General features: G+C 56.7%; 24 protein-coding genes and 1 other annotated feature. Of the genes, 20 read left to right on the forward strand and 4 right to left on the reverse strand.

The genetic code is table 11. The features are described 5' to 3' along the window. Positions 1–11 precede the first annotated feature (11 nt). Positions 12–899: a radical SAM protein gene (locus tag D1646_RS00095; RefSeq protein WP_160634462.1), complete on the forward strand. Its 888-nt coding sequence runs from the start codon at positions 12–14 to the stop codon at positions 897–899. A gap of 260 nt (positions 900–1,159) precedes the next feature. Further along, positions 1,160–2,215, forward strand: a complete 1,056-nt coding sequence (locus D1646_RS00100; protein WP_160634463.1) for a cell wall hydrolase — start codon at positions 1,160–1,162, stop codon at positions 2,213–2,215. A 55-nt stretch (positions 2,216–2,270) separates the two neighbouring features. Here D1646_RS00100 and D1646_RS00105 read toward each other — a convergent pair whose 3' ends face one another. The 3 genes from D1646_RS00105 to D1646_RS00115 all read right to left on the reverse strand — a co-directional run bounded on the left by D1646_RS00105 (position 2,271) and on the right by D1646_RS00115 (position 4,073). After that, the gene (locus tag D1646_RS00105) at positions 2,271–2,834 is read right to left on the reverse strand and encodes a hypothetical protein (protein ID WP_160634464.1); all 564 of its coding nucleotides are present in this window, start codon (positions 2,832–2,834) and stop codon (positions 2,271–2,273) included. Between the two features lie 273 nt (positions 2,835–3,107). Beyond that, on the reverse strand, positions 3,108–3,539 hold the full coding sequence (locus tag D1646_RS00110) for a hypothetical protein (RefSeq protein ID WP_160634465.1): 432 nt from the start codon (positions 3,537–3,539) through the stop codon (positions 3,108–3,110). A 12-nt stretch (positions 3,540–3,551) separates the two neighbouring features. Then, positions 3,552–4,073: a helix-turn-helix transcriptional regulator gene (locus tag D1646_RS00115; RefSeq protein ID WP_160634466.1), complete on the reverse strand. Its 522-nt coding sequence runs from the start codon at positions 4,071–4,073 to the stop codon at positions 3,552–3,554. 229 nt (positions 4,074–4,302) lie between these two features. Between D1646_RS00115 and nusB the strand changes: the two genes are divergently transcribed. From nusB to D1646_RS00170, 11 genes are all read left to right on the forward strand, one after another. Further along, on the forward strand, positions 4,303–4,803 hold the full coding sequence (nusB, locus tag D1646_RS00120) for a transcription antitermination factor NusB (protein WP_160634467.1): 501 nt from the start codon (positions 4,303–4,305) through the stop codon (positions 4,801–4,803). Continuing rightward, a complete protein-coding gene (locus tag D1646_RS00125; RefSeq protein WP_160634468.1) occupies positions 4,803–5,732 on the forward strand; it encodes a DNA-binding protein in 930 nt (309 codons plus the stop codon). The genes nusB and D1646_RS00125 overlap by 1 nt, the downstream gene beginning before the upstream one ends. Next, entirely contained in the window at positions 5,729–6,988 is a 1,260-nt protein-coding gene (gene xseA / locus D1646_RS00130) for an exodeoxyribonuclease VII large subunit (protein ID WP_160634469.1), read from the forward strand. Before D1646_RS00125 ends, xseA begins: the two co-directional genes overlap by 4 nt. Positions 6,989–7,004: 16 nt before the next feature. Then, a complete protein-coding gene (locus tag D1646_RS00135) occupies positions 7,005–7,241 on the forward strand; it encodes an exodeoxyribonuclease VII small subunit (RefSeq protein WP_160634470.1) in 237 nt (78 codons plus the stop codon). Next, the gene (locus D1646_RS00140; RefSeq protein WP_243153958.1) at positions 7,234–8,121 is read left to right on the forward strand and encodes a polyprenyl synthetase family protein; all 888 of its coding nucleotides are present in this window, start codon (positions 7,234–7,236) and stop codon (positions 8,119–8,121) included. Before D1646_RS00135 ends, D1646_RS00140 begins: the two co-directional genes overlap by 8 nt. Positions 8,122–8,147: 26 nt before the next feature. Further along, positions 8,148–10,016 carry a 1-deoxy-D-xylulose-5-phosphate synthase gene (gene dxs, locus D1646_RS00145; protein ID WP_160634471.1) on the forward strand — a complete coding sequence of 623 codons (1,869 nt, stop codon included), beginning with the start codon at positions 8,148–8,150 and terminating at the stop codon, positions 10,014–10,016. Then, on the forward strand, positions 9,997–10,791 hold the full coding sequence (locus D1646_RS00150) for a TlyA family RNA methyltransferase (RefSeq protein WP_160634472.1): 795 nt from the start codon (positions 9,997–9,999) through the stop codon (positions 10,789–10,791). Before dxs ends, D1646_RS00150 begins: the two co-directional genes overlap by 20 nt. Positions 10,792–10,805: 14 nt before the next feature. After that, the gene (locus tag D1646_RS00155; protein ID WP_160634473.1) at positions 10,806–11,678 is read left to right on the forward strand and encodes an NAD(+)/NADH kinase; all 873 of its coding nucleotides are present in this window, start codon (positions 10,806–10,808) and stop codon (positions 11,676–11,678) included. After that, positions 11,675–12,127 (forward strand): arginine repressor, encoded by a 453-nt coding sequence (locus D1646_RS00160; RefSeq protein ID WP_160634474.1) that lies wholly within the window; start codon positions 11,675–11,677, stop codon positions 12,125–12,127. Before D1646_RS00155 ends, D1646_RS00160 begins: the two co-directional genes overlap by 4 nt. A 64-nt stretch (positions 12,128–12,191) precedes the next feature. Continuing rightward, positions 12,192–13,880, forward strand: a complete 1,689-nt coding sequence (recN, locus tag D1646_RS00165; RefSeq protein WP_160634475.1) for a DNA repair protein RecN — start codon at positions 12,192–12,194, stop codon at positions 13,878–13,880. 14 nt (positions 13,881–13,894) lie between these two features. Continuing rightward, the gene (locus D1646_RS00170) at positions 13,895–14,389 is read left to right on the forward strand and encodes a pyridoxamine 5'-phosphate oxidase family protein (RefSeq protein ID WP_160634476.1); all 495 of its coding nucleotides are present in this window, start codon (positions 13,895–13,897) and stop codon (positions 14,387–14,389) included. A 46-nt stretch (positions 14,390–14,435) separates the two neighbouring features. Here D1646_RS00170 and D1646_RS00175 read toward each other — a convergent pair whose 3' ends face one another. Continuing rightward, positions 14,436–15,860, reverse strand: a complete 1,425-nt coding sequence (locus tag D1646_RS00175; protein WP_201754492.1) for a sodium-dependent transporter — start codon at positions 15,858–15,860, stop codon at positions 14,436–14,438. Positions 15,861–16,077: 217 nt separating this feature from the next. On the opposite strand from D1646_RS00175, the gene D1646_RS00180 reads away from it, so the two are divergent. The 7 genes from D1646_RS00180 to D1646_RS00210 all read left to right on the forward strand — a co-directional run bounded on the left by D1646_RS00180 (position 16,078) and on the right by D1646_RS00210 (position 21,927). Then, positions 16,078–17,250: a malic enzyme-like NAD(P)-binding protein gene (locus tag D1646_RS00180; protein ID WP_160634477.1), complete on the forward strand. Its 1,173-nt coding sequence runs from the start codon at positions 16,078–16,080 to the stop codon at positions 17,248–17,250. 9 nt (positions 17,251–17,259) lie between these two features. Further along, complete coding sequence (locus D1646_RS00185; protein ID WP_160634478.1) at positions 17,260–17,775, forward strand: dihydrofolate reductase family protein; 516 nt, start codon at positions 17,260–17,262, stop codon at positions 17,773–17,775. Between the two features lie 92 nt (positions 17,776–17,867). Beyond that, positions 17,868–18,386, forward strand: a complete 519-nt coding sequence (locus D1646_RS00190) for a GNAT family N-acetyltransferase (RefSeq protein WP_160634479.1) — start codon at positions 17,868–17,870, stop codon at positions 18,384–18,386. 145 nt (positions 18,387–18,531) lie between these two features. Beyond that, positions 18,532–18,780 (forward strand) — a binding site (T-box leader). A gap of 42 nt (positions 18,781–18,822) precedes the next feature. Next, positions 18,823–19,683: an EamA family transporter gene (locus tag D1646_RS00195; RefSeq protein WP_160634480.1), complete on the forward strand. Its 861-nt coding sequence runs from the start codon at positions 18,823–18,825 to the stop codon at positions 19,681–19,683. Beyond that, entirely contained in the window at positions 19,680–20,123 is a 444-nt protein-coding gene (locus D1646_RS00200; RefSeq protein ID WP_160634481.1) for a DUF4240 domain-containing protein, read from the forward strand. Before D1646_RS00195 ends, D1646_RS00200 begins: the two co-directional genes overlap by 4 nt. 19 nt (positions 20,124–20,142) lie before the next feature. Beyond that, positions 20,143–21,366, forward strand: coding sequence for a tyrosine--tRNA ligase (tyrS, locus tag D1646_RS00205; RefSeq protein WP_160634482.1), 1,224 nt, complete (start codon positions 20,143–20,145; stop codon positions 21,364–21,366). Positions 21,367–21,426: 60 nt separating this feature from the next. Continuing rightward, positions 21,427–21,927, forward strand: coding sequence for an adenylate kinase (locus D1646_RS00210; RefSeq protein ID WP_160634483.1), 501 nt, complete (start codon positions 21,427–21,429; stop codon positions 21,925–21,927). Positions 21,928–22,013: the final 86 nt, after the last annotated feature.

A 22,013-nucleotide genomic window follows, 5' to 3' on the forward strand; every position in this document is an offset into this window, starting at 1 on the left:
GAGTATGTGATATGCGATATGACAGCGATTTGCTGTACCGGCCGCCAGGGGAGTGGAAGAGCTACCTGCTCCAGTGTACCATTGGCTGCTCCAACAACAAGTGTACCTTCTGCGGAATGTACAAGGAGAAGAAATTCCGCATCCGTCCGGTGGCGGAGATTTTAGAGGACATCGACATGGCCCGGGTGTACTACGGCCCGGACCTGGAGCGGGTGTTCCTCATGGACGGCGACGCCATCATTATGAAGACGGAGGAACTGCTTCAGATTCTGGATAAGCTCTATAAGACCTTCCACCGCCTGGAGAAGGTGACCCTCTACGCCGGGCCCAAGAGCACCCTGTCCAAGACACCGGAGGAGCTGAGGACCCTGCGCGAGGCGGGACTGTCCCGGGCCTATCTGGGAGTTGAGAGCGGCAGCGACCAGGTCCTCCAGTTCATTCACAAGGGCTGTACCGCCGATGAAATGCTGCTGGCAGGCCGCCGCCTGGTGGAGGCGGGCATCGACCTTTGGGTCACCATCATCCTGGGTATGACCGGGGCCAACGGGGAGGGGGGCGACTGGGAGGAACACATCCTTTCCACCGCAAAAATGATGAACGCCATGAAGCCCCGGCACCTATCCGCCATGACCTTCGCTCCCGCCAAGGGAACCCCGCTGGGAGAGGATGTGCTGGCGGGCCGATTTGAGGTGTGCTCCGCCGACCACGTGCTGGAGGAGTGCCGTATGCTGATTGAACACCTGGATGTGGACCCGCTCCACTTCACCAGCAACCACGCCTCTAACTACCTGCCTCTGAAGGGGGGACTGCCTGAGGACAGAGAAAAGTTCCTGGATATGATCGATCAGGCCCTGGCGGGGAAAATCCGCCTGCGGAAGACGCTGAATCGCGGCATCTGACGGTAACAAAACCGGCGCTCACCTATGTGGAAGGTGGGCGCTCTTTTACTGTCAGAAATGGACCTGGATTGGAAAAAGAGGAGGAAATCGGGCTTATTCCTGTTTAATTCTGACAACTTACACAAGAACAGGGGGCTATTTATAGTCAATTTTGCCCTTGTTTTGTATTCTGAAATTGGTTACAATGTGGTTACAAAAGTAACAGTGATTGCTTTTGGTTGTCATAATTATGACAAATCCGTATCCGAAGGAGGCAGATAATGAAGCGCAAGCTGTTTTCCATTGTACTGAGCGCCTTTGCTCTGCTCCTCCTGATGGGCGCCGCCGCAGATCCTCAGCCGGCTGCCGCCCTCCTGGCAGAGGAGGAGAGTGCAGTTTCCAATGAGACAGCACTTGAGACTGAAGCGCAAACGACACAGACCCCAACTGAATCCCCCGACATCCCCGCCGGGGAGGAGACGCCCGCTGAAGAGGATGCGTCTGCCAATACCGAGGACCCCGCCGGAGAGGGGATGCCCGCTGACACAGAGGCTTCTGCCGAGGACAGCGCACCCGCCGTGGATGAGGTCCCCACAGGGGATACCAAGCTGCTGATTGATGGGCAGCCGGCTCCCCTGGAGCTGGGTAAATACTATCAAAAGGGCACTACCTATGTTTCTGTGGCCCTGATGGCTCAGCTTCTGGATCCCGCCGCCCAGATCGCCTGGGACGGCGAGACGATGACAGTAACTACACAGCAGCTTACTCTGACCGCTCAGGCGGGCAAGCTCTATGTGGTGGCCAATGGCCGGTATCTTTACGTGCCGGAGGAGGTGCAGCTGCCTGAGAATGGCCAGCTTTCCGCCCCCCTGTCCGCACTGACCCGAGCTTTCGGCGCCGGGCTGGTGTACGATGTCAACACCGGCGCTGTCTCAGTGACACGCGGTGTGGAGGCCATTGCCTCCGGCGACAGCTTCTATGATGCAGAGGACCTGTACTGGCTCTCCCGCATCATCTACCGCGAGAGCGGCAACCAGTCGCTAGAGGGACAGATGGCTGTGGGCAACGTGGTGCTCAACCGGGTTGCCAGCTCCATTTTCCCCGATACGGTGGAGAGCGTGCTGGCTCAGAAGAACCAGTTCAGCTGCTACAAGTCCGGGGCGTTGGCCAAAACCGACCCCTCCCAGACCAGCGTCATCGCTGCCAAACTGGTGATGGACGGGGGAGAAGTGGAGGAGACAAAGGGCGCGCTGTTCTTTGACTCTGGCTCCAACAGCTGGGCCGCCCGCAATAAAAAACTCATTGCGACTCTCGGCGGCCACAAATTCTACGGCTAAAAAATCAGGGACTTCCCAATTGGGAGGTCCCTGATTTTTTAGCCAAACGACGATTTCATATGGTGCGGTCAAAGCTGCATCCCACTCCAATGCGCATAAAATATGACTTGGGATAGAGCTGAAGATTTTTTAAAAACTGATTGACAGGGTCATGTTCTTTTTGCGTACCAAAGTTCAGAAGAGCTCCCACGTTCATCAGGTCACTTTTGTCTTTCTGGAAAATAACATCTTTGCTGACCACTCGACGAATGCCGTTCTCGTCTGTATAGGCAGCCCAAGTTCGGCCTGTATAAAAAATCTTCTGGGTCAAATTTATCCCGCCATCATTGTTCCGCTGCACCGCAATTGATAAGATTTTTTGCCGAAACTCATCATAAATCGCTTCTGTACAAGCCTGCTCCTGATAGGGTGCAAGTAAAGGAATCGGATAACCCGCCCAGGCGGTAGATTCGAACAGGCCATGCGCCAAGTTTTGAAATGCCGATGCCAGCTCATCTTCGCTCATCGTTACATCCATGAACTTCCCAATGGCGGAATATGCTTGATCGCTGATGGTTTTCCAGATATCCCGGGTCTTAGGATTATACTGCAAACTGCCAGCAGTGAATTTGGGCTTCATTTTCGATATTTGCTTTTTCAACGTTAAGGGTTTGACTCCCGTCCATTTGTCAGTACACTTATCTTCCTCGGACGAGGGACTTACCTGAAGTTCGACCTCTTTGAAATCCCAACTCCCCTAAGCATTTGTGTATCGATGTCCGCCCTCAATTTTTGTGATTGTGGATGAATAGTCGATGGGTTCAATCATGGATCATTCTCCTTCAAATTCCGATATCCATATCGCAATTTCGACGTCTCTATCAAACTATATATCAGAATTGATTTGGAAAACTTAACCACGTGCCGTCAAAATCGACTGAGTCAGGCGATGGAGCAGGACTTCCTGCCGGGCTGTCCGCTCCCGCTCCTCCCGGAACAGCCGGAGCCGCTCCTCCTGAAGTTTCCGCTCCTTCTCCTGTTCCGCATGCCGCCGCTCCGTCCTGGAGTTTCCCACAGCGGGCAGTCCGGAGAGACAGGAGGAGGGGAGACGGATATCAGAGGCATCCTCGGACTCCAGGGAGGCTTGCCAGGGGTGCTTCGGGTCTATGAGGACCCGTCCATACTCGTCCGGGACCCAGTAGGTGATATCATGGCGTTCCGGCGCGGCGGCCAGCTTCTCCAACATCTCCGTGTAGTTATATTGGCCCAAGGCCATTTTTCCGGTAGAAGAATCATAGTAGTAACAAGGGCGATAGACGGGCTCTGTCGGGATGGAAATACTCATAAAAACCACCTTTCAAGGTAATGATTGTACTGCACTGGACTGCTCCTCCAGCCACTTCGCCTCCTCCTCTATGTCGGTCAAGGTCTTCTCCAGCCAGCCGACTGAGAGGACATCTTCTGTGCCCAGATCACCTACGGTGACCCGGCTGTTTTGGTCAATGACAGGAAAGGCCCGCTGCTCTGGTTGCTGCTGGAGGTTGATCCCAATGAGGATGCCAACCACCAAAATCAGGACCGCCAGCAGCAGAGCGACCAGAGTGGTATGGGACCTCGCCGGGGCCGGTGCCAGGGGGTTCTCCGCAGCCGCTGGAGTTTCCTCCAGTGCTTCCACTTTTGTGTCTTCAAACCTGACCAGGTCGTCCAGCGGCACGCCGTACACCTCGCTCAGGCTCACTAAATTGTCCACCGTGGGGACTGCCGATCCCACCTCCCATCTTGATACGGCCTGGCGGGAGACGTTCAGCATCTCGGCCAGCTCCAGCTGTGTCAGTCCCTTTTCCTTCCGCAGTTGGGACAGCTTTTTCCTCAGTTCCATTCCTGTTCACCTCGTCCAGCTTAGGAAATTTTCCCACAAATGTAAACCGCATCCCCGTTGCATTGGGGCAACCAGCAGTTGCGCAGCCCCTTTTTCTGTATATCGGCCACACCTCTGCGCAAATTGACCATCTCTGAAAAGAATTTCAAATTAGGGCTTTTCTTTTTGTATATTCATGTATATAATAGGAATGGTTTATAAAAGGGAAGATTGCTGGGAGGATGTACCTATGACAAGAAACAGTGCGAGGGAAATCGCCGTACATATTATTTTTGCCCTGGGTTTTGACAACCGCAGCGCTCAGGAGGTGCTGGAGGCGGAATTGAACAAGGAGCGCTTTCAGGAGCTGGCGGAGGAGCTGCCCCTTTATGAGCAGTTCCCCAATGAAAAGCAGGAGAAATACATCCGGACACTGGTCCAGGGGGTGTTTGCCCATGGTCCCGAGCTGGACGACTGTATCAGCCGCTACTCGGTGGGCTGGGCCTTTGCCCGCATTCCCCGGATGGCGGCGGCCATTATGCGTACTGCCATGTATGAGGTACTCTATATGCCCGATGTGCCAAATGCTGCCGCCATTAATGCAGCGGTGGAGATGGCTAAGAAATATGAGCCGGTGGAGATGGTCTCCTTTGTCAACGGCATTCTGGGCACCTTTGTCCGCACCGAGGTGGAGGATAGCCCGCCGAAGCCGGAGAAGGATACGGTCCAACTGGAGGAGGAGACAGACTGATGGCTGTCCTTGGCTTGGATACCAGCAACTACACCACTTCTGCCGCTCTGTTTGATGGGGTGTCGGGGACCAATAGTGGCCGTCTGCTGGATGTACGCCCGGGAGAACTGGGCCTGCGCCAAAGCGACGCGCTGTTTCAGCATGTGAAGCGGCTGCCGGAGCTGTTGGAACAGCTGTTGGGCGTGCGGCAGGAGATTCAGGCGGTGGGGGCGTCAGCCCGGCCCAGAGCGGTGGAGGGCTCCTATATGCCCTGTTTTCTGGCGGGGGAGTCCCAGGCCCGAGGGATCGCCGCCGCGCTGGGCGTACCCTTCTACGCCCACTCCCACCAGCAGGGGCACCTGGCCGCCGCCGCCTGGTCCGCTGGGCGGCTGGAGCTGCTGGACGCCCCCTTTCTGGCCTGGCATCTGTCGGGCGGCACTACGGAACTGCTTCTTGTAAAGCCAGAAGGGTTTACAGTGTCAGCGGAGATCATCGGCGGCACCAGCGACCTGTCCGCTGGTCAGCTCATCGACCGCACCGGGGTCCTGCTGGGACTCCAGTTTCCGGCGGGAAAGGCCCTGGACGCGCTGTATCTCCAGGCAGATACCTGCTATGAGCCGCGTGTAAAGCTGAAAGGCCTTACATTTTCTCTGTCCGGTATGGAGAACCAGGTGAAGGCCCTGGCGGCGGAGGGAGAAAAACCGGCCAACATCGCCCGCTTCGCCCTGGACGCTGTCTTCAACGTGGTAGTCCGCGCCACGCAGGAGGCACAGCGGCGGTATCCCGGTCTGCCGGTGCTCTGCTCCGGCGGCGTGGCCTCCAACTCCAAGCTGCGGCCCTGGCTGGCCTCCTACGGGGCCGTCTTTGCCCAGCCCCAGTATTCCACCGATAATGCCATGGGAACCGCCGTGCTCACCTGGCGGGCCGCCCGGGCGGAGGGGATAATATGAGAGAAACTTCCATTCTGACCCCCAGTCAGGTGGGGCAGTATTTGAAAAATATGATGGACCGGGACCGCCTGTTGTCCAACCTGATGGTGCGGGGGGAGCTGTCCAACTACAAGATGTACCCCTCCGGCCACCACTACTTCACTCTAAAAGACGGGGATGGGGCCCTGCGGTGCGTCATGTTTCGGGGGGATGCCCAGTCCTTGCGCTTCCGGCCCCAGAATGGGATGCAGGTCATTGCCGCAGGTCGGATTTCGGTGTTCCCTAGAGACGGACAGTATCAGCTGTACTGTGTACGCCTCACGCCGGAGGGGGTTGGAGATCTGGCCCTGGCCTTCCAGCAGCTGAAAGAGAAGCTGGCCCGGGAGGAGCTGTTTGACCTGGACCACAAGAAGGAGATTCCTAAATTTCCCAAACGGATTGCTCTTATCACCTCCACAGCGGGGGACGCAGTCCATGATATGATCGAGATTTTGGGGATGCGCTGGCCCCTGGCGGAAATCAAGGTCGTTCCCACTCGGGTCCAGGGGGCGGAGGCTCCGGAGGAAATTGCTGCCGCCATCCGTTGGGCCGACGCCAACCACGTGGCCGATCTGCTGATTACCGGGCGGGGCGGCGGTACTGCGGAGGATCTGTGGGCGTTTAATGAGGAGGTGGTGGCCCGGGCCATCTACAACGCGCAGACCCCCATCATCTCCGCCGTGGGCCATGAGCCCGATGTGACCATTGCCGACTTTGTGGCAGACCTGCGGGCGGCCACACCCTCTCACGCCGCCGAGAGTGCGGTGCCGGACCGGAAAGAAATCTCGATGACCCTTATGGGAGAGGGAAAGCGGCTGACAAGTGCAATGAATAGCCGGCTAGTCCAACAGCGCCGGCGTCTGGATCGGTTGGTAGCCAGCAGACCTATGACAGACCCCTCCTTTTATTTTCGTGAGAAGCGTCTGCTGCTGGACTACCAGAGTAGCCGTCTGGTCCATGGACTTCGAAGTTGTGCCAGCAGTCAGCGGGTTCGCTTGACCACACTGTCCTCCGCTCTGCCTGGCGCCGCCCAGCACGTGTTGGCCAAGCGCCGGAAACAGCTGGAGACCTTGGCCGCCGCCCTGGACGCGCTGAGCCCCCTGAAGGTGCTGAGCCGCGGCTATGCCATCGCCCGGCAGGGAGACGGAACGGTGGTTGCGTCCGTGCGGGACGTACACGCTGGTGACAAATTGAGCTTGACCTTGACAGACGGCAGTGTGGACTGCCAGGTATTATAGAAAGGGAGTAGGTCTTATGGCCGCAAAAAAGAAACTGGATTTTGAGGGCTCCATGGCCCGGCTGGAGGAGATCGTCTCCCTTCTGGAGAAGGGGGACGCACCTATGGAGCAGGCGATGGCCCTCTTCGAGGAGGGGGCCAGGCTGCTGCGGGAGTGTACCGCTCAGCTGGACGAGGCGGAGCAGAAGGTGTCGCTGCTGACCGCGGGAAGATCGGGAGAAGTTGTGGAGGAGCCCTTCTTGGGCAATGGCTGACATGGAAAATAGCTTTACAGAGAGAATGGCCCTGGATCAGGAGATGATTCAGTTGTATCTGTCCCAAGTTTTCGCCGGTGAGCCCCGCTATGCTTCGTTGCAGGAGGCGATGGAGTACTCCCTGCTGACGGGTGGAAAGCGCATTCGGCCCATCCTGACCCTAGAGACCTGCCGGATGTGCGGCGGAGCCCCCGAGGCAGCTCTGCCCTTTGCCTGCGCGGTGGAGATGGTCCACACCTATTCCCTGATCCACGACGACCTGCCCGCCATGGACAACGACAGTCTGCGCCGGGGACGGCCTACCAACCATGTAGTCTACGGAGAGGCCACCGCCATCCTGGCCGGTGACGCCCTGCTCACCGCCGCTTTTGACCATCTGACCAGAGCAGAACTGCCGGCTGGTCAGGTGGTGGCCGCAGTTGCCTGTCTGTCCCGGGCCGCCGGGTCTGCCGGCATGGTGGGCGGACAGGCATTGGATATGGCCGGTGAGGGCCGTGCGCTGGATTTGGAGGAACTAGAGCTGCTGCAAAGCCTGAAGACCGGTGCGCTCATCTCCGCTGCCGCCGAGCTGGGCTGTATTGCCGCCGGCGGGACCTGGGAACAGCGGGAGCAAGTACGCACCTATGCCCTGGCTCTAGGCCGAGCCTTTCAGGTGCGGGATGATATGCTAGACGTAATCAGCTCCCAGGAGGAACTGGGCAAGCCTCTGGGGTCCGACCAGGCCAACGAAAAGAGTACCTTTGCCTCCGCCTTGGGGCTGGACTCCTGCGCTGCTCTGGTGGAGAAACTGACCCGTCAGGGAGTAGAGGCACTTCAGTGCTTTGAACACCCAGATTTCCACATCTGGCTGGCGGAAAACCTGGCTTTGAGGATGAAATGATCCCAATATAGTGGAGGAACCCAACATTGACAACATCTGCCACCAAAAAAGAATATGAGCCCATCCTCTCCCGCCTAACCGACCAGGAGGGAGAGGCTTTGTGCGTCCAGCTGCGTCAGGAGCTGGTGGAGGATGTATCCTGGACTGGGGGACATCTGGCCTCCAATCTGGGGGCGGTGGAGCTTACAGTAGCCATTCACCGGGTTTTTGATACCGCAGTGGACCGGCTGGTATTTGATGTAGGCCACCAGTGTTACCCCCATAAGATGCTCACCGGCCGCAGGGAGGCCATGTCTACACTGCGGCAGTATGGCGGCGTCGCCGGCTTCCCCAAACCGTCAGAGAGCGTACATGACGCGTTTATCGCCGGCCACGCCTCCAATTCGGTGGCGGTAGCGCTGGGGATGGCCCGGGCCCGAACCGTGCTGGAGGAGGACTACAAGGTGATTGCCCTCATCGGCGATGGGGCCCTTACTGGCGGTCTGGCCTACGAGGGATTGTCCAACGCTGGGGGCAGTGACCAGCAGATTTTGGTCATCCTCAATGACAATGGTATGTCTATAACCCCCAACGTGGGCGGCGTGGCAGACCACCTAGCTAAACAGCGGCTCAAGCCCCAATATCTCACCTTTAAAAAGCACTACCGCCGGATCATGAACGCCACCACGCCTGGGAGGGCGATTTACAAAGTGACCCACCGGCTGAAACAGGCGCTGAAACAGGCACTGCTGCCGTGCAGTATGTTTGAGGATATGGGCTTCCGCTATTTGGGGCCAGTGGATGGCCACAACCTGCCCCTGTTGACTAACATTTTGCGGTACGCCAAAGACATAGATGAGCCGGTACTGCTCCACATCAAGACTGTAAAGGGGAAAGGCTTTCTGCCCGCAGAGGAAAATCCGGATGCCTTTCACGGGGTCGCACCCTTTGATGCCATTACTGGTAAACCCAAACAGGGGTCTGCCGAGAATTTTTCAGTTGTTTTCGGTCGGACATTGGTGCGGCTGGCGGAACAGGACCGGCGGATCTGCGCCATTACCGCCGCTATGACCGGCGGCACCGGTCTGGAGCGCTTTGCACAAAAATTCCCAGACCGATTCTTTGATGTAGGCATTGCCGAGGGCTGTGCCGCCTCTATGGCTGCTGGAATGGCCAAACAGCGGGCGATTCCTGTCTTTGCGGTTTACTCCACATTTTTGCAGCGGGCCTACGATATGCTTCTCCACGACGCGGCCATTGACAATCTCCACGTGGTACTGGGGGTGGACCGGACCGGTTTGGTAGGGGACGATGGCGAGACCCACCACGGCCTTTTCGATGTGGCATATTTGGACAGCATTCCTAACATGACGGTGCTGGCCCCCTCTAGCTTCGCGGAGTTGGAGGTCATGTTAAGCCGGGCTCTTTTTCAGATTGAAGGCCCGGTGGCGGTGCGCTATCCCCGGGGCGGTGAGGGGCAATACGTGGGGACCGGAGGAGAGGACCCTGCGGTCATTCTGCGTTGGGGCAGCGACATTACCATGGTGAGCTACGGCACTGAAATCAACGAGGTGCTGAGTGCCGCAGAGGTGCTGGAGACTCAGGGAGTCCAGGCGGAGATTGTAAAGCTAAATCAACTTACACCCCTTGTGCCGGACCTGGTAGAGTTGTCTGTTCGCAAGACGGGGGTACTGCTGGTGGCAGAGGAGCAGTGTGCCCGAGGCTGTGTGGGACAACGAATCACCTCTGGGTTGCAGCTGGCCGGGCTGCCCACGAAAACAGTGCTGGTCAACTGTGGTGAGGGCTTTGTGCCCCACGGAGCTGCCAGCTTGCTAAAAAAGGACTATTCTTTGGACGAAGCCGGTTTGGTTCGTAAGGCGTTGGAGGTGTTGGGACGTGGCAAAACGGCGTCTTGACGTTGCAGTTACAGAGCTGGGACTGTCGGAGAGCCGGCAGAAGGCCCAGGCCCTCATCATGGCGGGTGAGGTGTATGTCAATGGGCAGAAGCAGCTAAAGGCTGGGACTCCGGTTGCTGAAGACGATGTGATCGAAGTGCGGGAGAAGCGGTCTCTTCGTTATGTAAGCAGAGGCGGTTTAAAGCTGGAGAAAGCTATGGAGCTGTGGCCCATTGTCCTGGATGGAAAAATTTGTGCAGACATTGGTGCATCCAAGGGTGGTTTCACCGACTGTATGCTTCAAAACGGGGCAAAGCTGGTCTACGCTGTGGATGTGGGTTACAATCAACTGGATTGGCGGCTGCGTACCCACTCTCAGGTGGTTTGCATGGAGCGGCTCAATGCACGCTATCTCACCGCAGAACACATCCCAGAGCTCCTGGATTTTTTCTCCGTGGATGTCTCCTTCATCTCACTGAACCTCATCCTGCCGGCCCTGCGCCCCCTGATGGCTGAGAGGGGGCAGGCCGTCTGTCTGGTAAAGCCCCAATTTGAGGCTGGGAAGGAAAAGGTGGGAAAAAAGGGTGTGGTACGGGACCCAGCGGTTCATTTAGAAGTATTGGAGCACTTCCTGACCTACGCCGCCTCTGCCGGATTTACTGTAAAGGATATTACCTTTTCACCCATAAGGGGCCCGGAGGGCAACATTGAATATCTGGGTTATTTACAGGTGGGGACAGGTCCCGACTATGAGGGGGACCTGAGGGCGCTGGTGGAACAGTCCCACAGGGTTTAAAAGGAGGAAGTGCCATGAAAATCGTACTCAGCTCCAATCCCTACCGAGACAAAGGACTGCGTGTTGCTCTGGAGGCCCGCCGGATTCTGGAGCACGCCGGTGCAAAGACTGTCATGTGTCTGCCCTTTCAGCCCAGGAAGGGGGACCGGCTGGATCTGCCCCGGCAGGTGGCTCTGTCTACTCTGGAGAAGGAACTGCCCAGTACCGATTTGCTCATCTGCTTTGGCGGGGATGGTACCATTCTCCACGCCGCACGGGACGCAACCCTCCACTCAGTTCCCATTCTGGGCGTCAACACCGGAAGCGTAGGCTTTATGGCGGAGCTGGAACGCTGTGAACTGCCTCTGCTGGCCCCTCTTGCCCATGGGATGTACACCATTGAGGAGCGGATGATGCTGGACGTTAAGGTGCTCCGGGGAGATAAGCTGGTCAGCCAGGACCTGGCGCTCAACGACGCGGTCATCTCCAAGGGCTCCATGGCCCGAGTGGCAGAGATGGAAGTGCTGGCAGATCGTGTAAAGGTAACTTCCATTACAGGAGACGGCATTATTGTTGCCACGCCGACCGGTTCCACCGCCTACTCTATGTCGGCAGGAGGGCCCATTGTAGAGCCTACCTCCAAAGGTATTATTATAACCCCGGTGTGTGCCCACCAGCTGGCGGCCAGAGCTATGGTACTGGCGCCAGAGCGTGTGGTCACTGTCCAGCTTCCCAGAGGGAATAGAAAGTATTTATACTTGTCAGTGGATGGAGGAAAAGCTGTCCGGCTGACTGGCGGGGACCGGGTTGAAATACAGCAGTCCGAACGGTGTACGCAGCTGCTCCGTCTGGCAGACCGCAGTTTTTATCAGGTCATTAATCAAAAGCTGGGAGGGTTGGCGCCATGAAGAATGTACGGCAGAATGAGATTTTGAAAATCGTACAGACCCAGGATGTGGAGACCCAGGAGCAGCTGCTGGAGGAGCTGAAAGCCCGAGGATTTTCCACCACTCAAGCCACTATTTCCCGGGACATCAAGGAGCTTCGTCTGGTAAAAGAGCTCACGGGAGTAGGAGGGTACCGGTATGCCCAGTCAGACCGTAAGTCCTCATCCACCACCGACGCCCGCCTGCGCAATATTTTCAAGGAGGGAGTCATTTCGGTGGACGTAGCCCAAAACATTGTAGTGGTGCGTACCATGCCCGGCTTGGCTTCCGCTGCCTGTTCCGCCCTGGACGCAATGGCCATTGCAGGTATGGTGGGCAGTCTGGCCGGGGACGACACCGGAATTTTGATTATGCGGGACAATACGTCCGCCCAGCAGTTCTGCGGCGAGGTCCACAAGCTGCTGCGGTAGGATAAACGGTTAGGGTTCTTTTCTTTTGATAAAGACGAACGGGATAGAAAGAGAGGAAAAGACCATGCTTTCACTGCTTCACATCGAGAATATCGCCATTATTGAGTCGGCGGACATTAGCTTTGACGCGGGCTTTAATGTACTCACCGGCGAGACGGGCGCGGGCAAATCCATTGTCATTGACTCCATCAGCGCAGTGCTGGGGGAGCGGACCAGCCGCGAGCTGATCCGCACCGGAGCCAAATCGGCGCTGGTCAACGCAGTATTCACTGGGTCTTTCCCCAAAAAGTGGCTGGAGGACAACGGCTTTCCGTCAGACGGAGAGGAGCTGATGCTCCAGCGTGAGATTCAGGGGGATGGCCGGAACGCCTGTCGGGTCAATGGCCGGCCGCTGACGGTTGCCCAGCTGCGTGAGCTGGGGCGGCAGCTTTTGAACATCCACGGCCAGCACGACGGCCAGCAACTGCTGGACCCGGAGTGCCATCTGGGCTATTTGGACAGCTTCGGAAAAACCGGGCCCCTGGTGGAACACTATCAGGAGGCCTACCGCTCACTGGCTCAGCTGCGCAGGCAGATCAGCCAGCTGGAGATGGACGAGGTGGAGCGCTCCCGGCGGGTTGACACGCTGGAATATCAAATCAAGGAATTAGAGCGGGCGGAGCTGAAACTCGGTGAGGACGAGGAACTGGACGCCCGGAAGGCGCTCCTCCGGGGGGCTGGAAAGCTGATGGAGGCCGTTCAGGAGGCCCAATTTGCCCTGTCCGGCGGAGAGGACAGCCGGGGTGCCTGTGATTTAATCAGCGAGGCAGAGGGGGCAGTGCGCTCTGTGGCCAAGCTGGGTCCCCAGCTGGAGGAGCTGTCGGAAAAGCTCAGTGCCCTGCGCTGTGCCGCCGACGATGCGGCGGAGGTTCTGCGAGACTTTGCCGACGACTTCGACTTCTCACCGGAAGAGCTGGACCGGCTGGAGAACCGGCTGGATATTATCTACCGGCTGAAAAAGAAATATGGCCCCACTGTGGCCGATATGCTGGACTATCTGGAGCGGTGCAGGGCGGAGCTTGAACAGATCCAAGATGCGGACGACACCATTCAGCGGCTGGAGAAGGATCTGGAGCAGGCGAAGAAGGCGGCGGCCAAGCAGGGGGCGGCGCTGACTAAGGCGCGGAAAAAGGCGGCGGAGGATCTCCAAAAACGGGTTCAGGAGGAGCTGCGCCAGCTGGATATGCCCAAGGTGCAGTTCGTCACCGATTTTGCCCCCAGCCCCGGTCAGGACGGCATGGACGACACCGGTATGGACCAGGTGCAGTTCCTCATGTCCGCCAACCTGGGCGAGGCACTGAAGCCCATCCAAAAGGTGGCCTCCGGCGGTGAGCTTGCCCGAATTATGCTGGCACTGAAAAACGTGCTGGCGGAGGACGACGGAATCGGCAGCCTGGTCTTTGATGAGGTGGATACCGGCGTGTCGGGACGGGCGGCCCAGAAGGTGGCCGAAAAGATGGCCGACGTGGCCCGGCGCAAGCAGGTGCTGTGCGTGACCCATCTGCCCCAGATCGCCGCCATGGCGGATACCCACTTCTCGGTGGAGAAGGGGGAGAAGAAGGGGCGCACCTTCACCAACGTGGTCCGTCTGGAACAGGAGGGCAGGGTAGAGGAGCTGGCCCGGCTCATTGGCGGCGTAGCTGTCACCGACGTACTCAAGCAGAGCGCCGCTCAGTTGCTGGAGCAGGCGGAAGCCTATCACAAGAAAATTTGATGGAGGCCCCAGAAATGTTTCGAGAAATGAGAAGAAATAAACAGCTGCTGTCCTCTGAGGAGACGGCAGCTGTGCTGGAACGGGGGACCTCCGGGGTGCTGGCACTGGCGGGCGACCAGGGCTACCCCTATGCCGTCCCCATCAGCTATGTGTATGACGGAGAAAAGATCTTTTTCCACTGCGCCAAAAGCGGTCACAAGCTGGACGCCATCCGCCGGGAGGAAAAGGCCTCCTTCTGCGTCATTGACCAGGACCGAATCATTCCAGAGGAGTTCACCACCTACTTTCGCAGCGTCATAGCTTTTGGCCGGATGCGCATTCTGGAGGAAGAAGCAGAGAAGCGCTCAGCCATTGAAAAGCTAGCCCTGAAATACGTCCCGGACAGCACACAGGAGGCAAGGGGGCAGGAGATCCAACGGGAGTGGAAACCACTGTGTGTCCTGGAGATGACCATTGACCATATAACCGGCAAGGAGGCCATTGAGCTGGCGCGAGAGCGGAAGACATAAAAAATTGACCGGTATCCCAGAGGACGCCGGTCAATTTTGCTGTAATTTACGGGATACGCATAAACTCGCTCACCTGACCATAGAGGATGAAGGCCATTGCGAAGGGGGCGATAAAGCGGATGCAGATATTGAAAAAGGTATACAGACCGTCGCTCATCTTGTGTTCTCCCAGCTCCACCTCATTCCGGATGGTCTTGGGACCGATGACCCAGCCAATCAGAAGGGACATGACCAGCGCACCCAGCGGCATTGCTACGCCCTCAGAGATGAAGTCCATGAAATCCAGCCAGGAGCCGCCCAGGTTCCGTCCGGTCTCGTGGAGCGGAATCCACAGACCATTGGAGCCCAGACCGTCGGCAGCTACTACGGCGGCCTCAATGAAAAGCACCAGACAGACCACGGCAACCACCGTATTCCGCTTCGGCGCCTTGCCCTTGGCGGTGCGCAAATCGATCACGAAGGTGACCAGCACCTCGGTCAGGGCAATGGCAGAGGTAATGGCCGCCAGCACCACAAACAGGAAGAACAGGATGCCAAAGATGGGCCCAAAGGGACCCATTGCGTTGAACACGTCCTGAAGGGTTATAAACAGCAGCTTGGGTCCGGACAGCTGGGCATTCTCACCGCCAAGAGCGAAGGCGGCGGGCAGCACGGCCATACCGGCCATCACAGCTACCAGGGTATCAGACACAATGATAACCAGGGAGTTTTTGACCAAACTTTCCTTTTTGCTCAGATAAGAGCCGTAGGTAACGGTAATACCCATGGCCAGAGAGAGAGAGAAGAACATCTGGCCGCCGGCGGCGGAGAGAACGCCGATAAAGTTGGTCTTAATGGGTTCAAAATTGGGGGCAAACATGAACTTCAGCCCCTCCATAGCTCCGGGAAGAGTGAGGGAGCGGATAATAACGATGACCAGCATGATAAACAGGGCGGGCATACCAACCCTGTTGAATTTCTCAATGCCGTCCTTAATGCCGCCCCGGATGATGAGGAAGCACAGGGCGATGAACAGGAAGGTGGTGCCAATGGCCAGGGGCTGGTTGGTGAGCATAGTGCCGAAGGATTCCGCACCGGAAATGCTGGACAGACTGAAGATCCCCAGCAGCTCGGCGAAATTCAGGCCCACATACTGGATGCAGTAGGCGCCCAGCACCGTATAAAAGCTGAGAATCAGAAAGGGAGAGAGCAGCGCCAAAAAGCCTACAAAGCCGCCTGCCTTACCGGCGATTTTGTGGTAGCTGTCCAGCACACTGCCGCCGCCCTTGCGTCCGATTGCCAGCTCACACAGCATAATGGTAAAGCCTACCAGGATGGCCAATACCAGGTAGATGATTAGGAAGGGGAATCCGCCATTGGCGCCCATGCGGTAGGGGAAGGACCAGATGTTGCCCAGTCCCACCGCCGCGCCTACTGTGGCCAGCAAAAAGCCTAAATTGCTGCCCCATTGTCCTCTGTGATGTTGTTCCATAATTTCCTCCTAAATACAAATTTACACACACTGAAACGAGTAGTTAAGCGCCATTTTACCAGAAACACCCCTGCCCGTCAACTAAAAAATGAAAGACTTCGCACAAAGAGCGGATACTATGCAAAATACCCATTGCGTTTTTGCCAGCTTTTAGTATAATAAGATAAGAGAATCTTATGTTGATTTTTAAATCATTTGAATCAAGGGGAGAGTATCTATGGATTATGCAAAAGAGAGTCTTCGTCTCCACGGGGAGTGGAAGGGTAAAATAGAAGTGGTGGCCACGGTGCCCGCTAACGATAAGGAATCCCTGTCTCTGGCCTATACCCCCGGTGTGGCCCAGCCCTGTCTGGCTATCCAGGAGGATATCACCAAGAGCTACGAGTTCACCCGGCGTCACAATCTGGTGGCCGTCATCACCGACGGTTCCGCAGTGCTGGGACTGGGGGATATCGGCCCCGAGGCGGGAATGCCCGTGATGGAGGGGAAGTGTGTGCTGTTCAAGAGCTTTGGCGGGGTTGACGCCTTCCCTCTGTGCGTCAAGACCCACGACGTAGACGAGTTTGTGCAGACTGTGTACAATATCTCCGGCTCTTTCGGCGGAATTAATCTGGAGGACATTGCCGCCCCCCGGTGCTTTGAGCTTGAGCGGAAGCTGAAGGAGAAGTGTGATATCCCCATTTTCCACGACGACCAGCACGGCACCGCCATTATCACCCTGGCCGGCCTGACCAACGCCCTGAAGGTGGTGGGCAAGAAGAAGGAGGAGGTCAAGGTGGTCACCTCGGGAGCGGGCGCCGCCGCAGTTTCTATTGTCAGGCTGCTGCTGACCGCCGGATTTAAAAATGTCACCATGTGCGACCGAAAGGGAGCCATCTACGCCGGACGGGAGGGCCTGAACTGGATCAAGGAGGAGATGGCCCAGGTCACCAATCTGGAGAAGCGGGCCGGGTCTCTGGCCAACGCCCTGGTGGGGGCCGATGTATTTATCGGTGTGTCCGCGCCTGGCACTGTCACCTCTGAGATGGTGAAGACCATGAACAAGGACGCCATTGTGTTCGCCTGTGCCAACCCCACTCCTGAGATTTTCCCCGACGACGCCAAGGCGGGGGGAGCCAGGGTTGTTTCCACCGGTCGCAGCGACTTCCCCAACCAGATCAACAATGTGCTTGCCTTCCCCGGTATATTTCGAGGGGCGCTGGATGTTCGGGCCAGCGATATCAACGAGGAGATGAAGCTGGCTGCCGCCCAGGCCCTGGCCGAGTTGATTGCTGACGAAGAACTGCGGGAGGATTACATCATTCCCCAAGCCTTCGACCCCCGCGTGGGTCCCGCTGTGGCGAAAGCGGTGGCAGAGGCCGCCCGAAAATCCGGTGTGGCGCGCATCTGAGGAGGCGGCATGAGCGTATTTTTCTACGGCTGTATCACCTTGGACGGCTATCTGGCCGACAAAAACCATGGCTTGGACTGGCTCCATCAGACTGGCAGTGCGGAAGAGACCGGGTATGAAGCGTTCTACCAGAAGATGGACGTGACCATCATGGGCAGGCGGACCTTTGAAGAGATTGCCCAGATGGAGGATGCTGCCAGCGTCTATCCTACCACAGAGAACTTCGTCTTTACTCACGCTGCCAGCCTGCCTCAGAAGGGCTTTGTCCCTGTGCAGGGCGATGTAATGGAGTTTGTGAAAGGGCTGGGGAGGGGGAAGAATATCTGGATTGTCGGCGGAAACACGGTTCTGGCCCCGCTGCTGGACGCAGATCTGGTGGACCACATGATTATTCAGGTCGCCCCGGTGCTGCTGGGGAAGGGAATCCTGCTGTTTACGCAGCAGGAGGCGGTCAAACGCTTTCACCTGGATGAAGTAAAGCAGTATGGTCAGTTTGCGGAATTGATATATAGGAAGAACGCTTAACTGAAAAGCCTATACAGACCGGGAGCGGGCAGAATGCGGCAGCTATATTGGACTGAGGCGCTTTAGAAACCCAGAATATTGGAAGTAGGAACATGATACTTGAAACAGAAAGATTATATCTGAGAGAGCTGGAACAGGCAGATTTTCATTCTTTGTGTAAAATCTTGCAGGATGGAGATACGATGTATGCCTATGAGGGCAGCTTCAGCGACAGTGAAGTACAAGAATGGCTCGATAGACAGATCTCCCGTTACCAAAAGTGGAATTTCGGCTTGTGGGCAGTGATATTGAAAGAAACTGAGCACATGATAGGGCAGTGTGGGCTAACGATGCAGCCGTGGAAAGAAACAGAAGTGCTTGAGATAGGGTATCTTTTCGAGCGGTCGTATTGGCACAAAGGATATGCGACAGAAGCTGCAAAGGCGTGTAAAAAATATGCTTTTGAAGGGTTGAAAGCAGAAGAAGTCTGCTCAATCATCAGGGATACAAATATCGCATCTCAAAATGTAGCGATAAGAAACGGTATGACAATGACGGATATTTGGACAAAGCATTACCGGGGTGTAGATATGCCGCATTATCGTTACGTCATACATCGTACACAATCATAAGTTATCCGAGACTGGTCTGCCGACCCGCCATTGTCTGGGAAAAATACTGCAAAAATAAGCAGCGTATCCTGAAAAAGCTCTTTATGCTGGAAGGATTTAGATAGAATTTCAGTTGACAAGCGGCATAAAGTATGGTAAAGTGTGTAACACTGCGAAGAAAAGGTCAAGTAATGCGGCGATTACCTGCCCAGAGAGCCCCCGGGCCGGTGAAACGGGGGAGAGGAGCACCGCGTGAATACCCCTTGGAGCAGCCGCCCGAACCGTCTCAGTCTGGGGCACAGTAGGGGACAGGCCGGGCCGCGCCCGTTACCGCGCCGGAGCTGAACGCTTCATGAGGTCTGCCTCGGAAGAGGCAGGCGAATCAGAGGTGGTACCGCGTAAATACGCCCTCTGTCCGGTTTTCGGGCAGAGGGCTTTTTGTAAGGGAGTGATTGTTTTGTCAGCGCGTCAACGGGGAACGCTGTGTGTGTTCCTGGCCGCTGTACTGTACAGCATTGGGGGCCTCTGTATCAAGCTGATTCCCTGGGGTGGCATGGCCATCAATGGAGCCCGCACCGCCATCGCCCTGGTGGTGATTGGCGCGTATTTAAAAACAACCCACCACAAGCCCCGGATGAATCTGTGGATACTGGTGGGGGCGCTGTCCGTCTGCGGCACCAACATTTTATTCTCCATTGCCAATAAGCTGACCACCGCCGCAAACACCATTGTGCTCCAGTTTACTGCCCCCATCTTTGTGATTCTGTTCTCCGTCCTCCTGTTTGGGAAAAAGCCCCAAAAGCTGGATCTGCTGGCCTGCGGACTGGTGCTGGGGGGCGTGCTGCTGTTTTTTGTGGACAGCCTGTCGGCAGGGGGAATGCTGGGCAATATCCTGGCCCTGCTGTCCGGCGTCTCCTACGCAGGGGTATTTTTGATGAACGATATGCCGGACTGCGACCCCATCTCCTCGGTCTTCTGGGGAGACGTGATCAGCGCCGTGGTGGGCCTGCCTTTTTTGGGCTACGAGACCAGCTTTTCTGTAACCACACTAATCTCGCTGCTGGTACTGGGCGTGTTTCAGGTGGGCCTGGCCTACATTCTAATGGTAGAGGGTCTGAAAACCACGCCCCCTGTCACCGCCAGCCTGGTATCCGGCATTGAACCGGTGCTCAATCCCATCCTGGTAGCGGTGTTCTACCACGAGATGATTGGCCCTGTCGCTCTGGTGGGTGCTATGGTGGTGGTTGGCAGTGTGGTGCTGTATAATGTGATTCTGGCCCGGCAAACAAATCCCTTTGAGGCAGGAGAAATCCGATGAAGCGCTTTGAATTTTTCTGGCAAACCATGGAGTTGTGCGACTGGTCTCACAAGGGCGACGATAACAAGGTGCTGAGACCGGTCATGCGATATCTGGCCCAACAGGAGGACAGCATAATTTTTCTGTTCCACGATTTGATGTCTGAGCTGTTATATGAACTGGACAGCAAAAAGCTGGCGGACCAGTGCGAAAAGGCGGAGCCCAGTATGAGCGATGATTCCTTTTTATACTCCCGCTGTGTGGCTCTGATCAACGGGCCGGATTACTATGAAAAGGCAAGGCAGGGGAGGGCAAAGGAGATGTGGAACATAGAATTTGAATCGCTCCTCTATGTTCCGTCAAGAGCTTGGGCCTTGAAGCACAGAAAATCGGAGGAGGACTATCCTCACACCTCGCCCCTCAGCTATGAAACTGGCAGCAATTTGGAACAATGGAAGTAAATAAAAAGGAGATATTACCATGACCTGTTATGAAGAACTGAAAGCCCGCGGGCTTATCGCCCAGGTGACCAACGAAGAAGAAATTTCCAAAATGGTGAACGAAGGGAAGGCGGTGTTTTATATCGGTTTTGACCCCACCGCCGACTCCCTCCATGTGGGCCACTTTATGGCGCTATGTCTGATGAAGCGGCTGCAGATGGCGGGCAACCGGCCCATCGCCTTGATTGGCGGCGGCACTGGCATGATTGGCGACCCCTCCGGTCGCACCGATATGCGCTCCATGATGACCCCGGAGACCATTCAGCACAACTGCGACTGCTTTAAAAAGCAGATGGAGCGGTTTATCGAGTTCGGCGAGGGCAAGGCGATGATGATCAACAACGCCGACTGGCTGCTGAAGCTGAACTATGTGGAGGTCCTGCGGGAGGTAGGCGCCTGCTTCTCGGTGAACAATATGCTCCGGGCAGAGTGCTACAAGCAGCGCATGGAGAAGGGGCTCAGCTTCCTGGAGTTCAATTATATGATTATGCAGTCCTACGACTTCTACTACCTCTTCCAGCACTACGGCTGCAATATGCAGTTCGGCGGCGACGACCAGTGGTCCAATATGCTGGGCGGCACCGAGCTCATCCGCCGCAAGCTGGGCAAGGACGCCCACGCCATGACCATCACTCTGCTGCTCAACTCCGAGGGGAAGAAAATGGGCAAGACTGCCAAGGGGGCTGTCTGGCTGGACCCCAACAAGACGTCCCCCTATGAGTTCTACCAGTACTGGCGCAACGTAGGAGACGGCGACGTGCTCAAGTGCCTGCGGATGCTCACCTTCCTGCCGCTGGACCAGATTGATGAGATGGATTGCTGGGAGGGTAGTCAGCTGAACACCGCCAAGGAGATTTTGGCCTTCGAGCTGACTAAGCTGGTCCACGGCGAGGAGGAGGCCGTCAAGGCTCAGGAGGCAGCCAAGGCCCTGTTTGTGGGGGGCGGCGATATGTCCAACGTGCCTGCCACTCAGCTCACTGACGATGACCTCACCGACGGCACCATCGGCGTACTGGACCTGATGGTGAAGTGCAAGTTGGCCCCCTCCAAGAAGGAGGCCCGCCGCCTGGTGGAACAGGGCGGGGTGGAGGTCAACGGCGAGAAGGTGGCCGCCGCCACGGTGAGCTACTCCGCCGCCGACCTGTCCGGCGAAGGGCTGATGGTAAAGAAGGGCAAAAAGGTGTATCACCGGGCCCATATGTAAGGAAAACCGGCCAGGGAGAGGTGACAATTGCCTCTCCCTGTCTAGTCTGGAGGGGCAAAGTTGGAGAGAGTCATTGTGATCGGCAGTCCCGGGGCGGGGAAGAGCACCTTTGCCCGGAAGCTACGGGAGAAGACCGGTCTCCCGCTGTACCATTTGGATCTCTTCTGGCATAAACCGGACCGTACAACTGTAACAAGAGAAGAATTTGACGCCCAACTGAAGGAGCTCCTCAAAGAGGACCGGTGGATCATGGACGGAAACTTCCAGCGGACCCTTGCCATGCGTTTGGAGGCCTGCGATACCGTTTTTCTGCTGGACCTTCCATTGGAGGTCTGCCTGTCCGGCGCAGAGAGCCGCATTGGCCAAAAGAGAGCGGATATGCCCTGGGTCGAAGACGAATTTGCTCCGGAATTTCGACAGTGGATTGTGGATTTTCCCCAAAATAAACTGCCGCAGATTTACCAGCTGCTGGAACATTGTCCAGCCGGAAAAACCGTCATTATTTTCAAATCCCGAGAGGAAATCAACAGCTACCTGAACTCAGAAAATCGATTGTTCTGAGGCGGCATACCAGAGTTACGGCCCAACCGCAGGGGGCGTTGATTTTGGAACAGACTTTTGAACCCATGAATGAAGAAAGGGGGGAC

Origin of the sequence: Pseudoflavonifractor sp. 60, assembly GCF_009911645.1 — a bacterium.
Lineage (GTDB): Bacteria > Bacillota > Clostridia > Oscillospirales > Oscillospiraceae > Lawsonibacter.